This window comes from Pseudomonas emilianonis, assembly GCF_023072625.1.
Lineage (GTDB): Bacteria > Pseudomonadota > Gammaproteobacteria > Pseudomonadales > Pseudomonadaceae > Aquipseudomonas > Aquipseudomonas paraveronii.
The window spans coordinates 1-1,128 of sequence record NZ_JAKNRV010000693.1; the positions used below are offsets into that span (position 1 = coordinate 1).

The following is a 1,128-nucleotide window of genomic DNA, read 5'->3' on the forward strand; positions in this document are numbered from 1 at the left end:
CGATCGGCTCGGCGGCCAGTGGGCTGCCGTCTTCGGCCAGGCGTGCTTGCAGGCGCTCGTAGGTCGGCGCCTGGCCCTTGAGCAAGCGTTGGCTGTAAGCCGCTGCGAGAGGTTTCATCGATCAGATTCCTTGTTCGCTGAGCCACAGGTTCAGCGCCGCCAGTTGCCACAGCTTGGAGCCGCGCAGCGGGGTGAGTTGACCGTGTGGGTCGGTGAGCAAGCGGTCGAGCATGGCCGGATTGAACAGGCCGCGGTCCTGGCTCGGGTCCAGCAGCAAATCGCGGACCCAGTTCAAGGTATCGCCCTGCAAATGCTTGAGGCCGGGCACCGGGAAGTAACCCTTCTTGCGGTCGATGACTTCACTCGGGATGACCCGACGCGCCGCTTCCTTGAGGACTTGCTTGCCGCCGTCGGGCAATTTGAATTTGCCCGGTACGCGGGCCGACAGTTCCACCAGGCGGTAGTCGAGAAACGGTGTGCGCGCTTCCAGGCCCCAGGCCATGGTCATGTTGTCGACGCGTTTGACCGGGTCGTCCACCAGCATCACCGTGCTGTCCAGGCGCAGGGCCTTGTCCACGGCGGCATCCGCGCCCGGCATCGCGAAATGCTCGCGCACGAAGTCGCCGGCGGCGTCATTGGCGGTCAGCCATTTCGGCGCGACGGTGGCCGCGTAGTCGTCGTAGCTGCGGTCGAAAAATGCCTCGCGGTACGCCGCATACGGATCGCTGGCGCCGTCCACTTGCGGGTACCAGTGGTAGCCGGCGAACAGCTCGTCGGCGCCCTGGCCGCTTTGCACCACTTTGCAGTGCTTGGCCACTTCGCGCGACAGCAGGTAAAAGGCGATGCAGTCGTGGCTGACCATCGGCTCGCTCATGGCGCGGAACGCGGCCGGCAGTTGCTCGATGATCTCGCCCTCGGCGATGCGCAGTTGATGGTGACGGGTGCCGTAGTGCTTGGCGATCAGGTCCGAGTACTGGAACTCGTCGCCGCGTTCGCCGCCGGCGTCTTCAAAGCCGATGGAGAAGGTCGACAGGTCCTGCACGCCGACGTCCCGCAGCAGGCCGACGAGCAGGCTCGAGTCGACGCCGCCGGACAGCAGAGCAGCACATTGTCGGTGCCGACCTGGGC

Annotated in this window: 2 protein-coding genes; both read right to left on the reverse strand. The window is 65.6% G+C overall.

All coding sequences use genetic code 11. The features are described 5' to 3' along the window. A partial coding sequence (locus tag L9Z73_RS31705) for a hypothetical protein (protein WP_430624331.1) occupies nt 1-118 on the reverse strand: 118 nt, incomplete at its 3' end. Between the two features lie 3 nt (nt 119-121). Beyond that, the coding region (locus tag L9Z73_RS30935; RefSeq protein WP_247408788.1) for an asparagine synthase-related protein at nt 122-1,128 on the reverse strand (1,007 nt) is incomplete at its 5' end.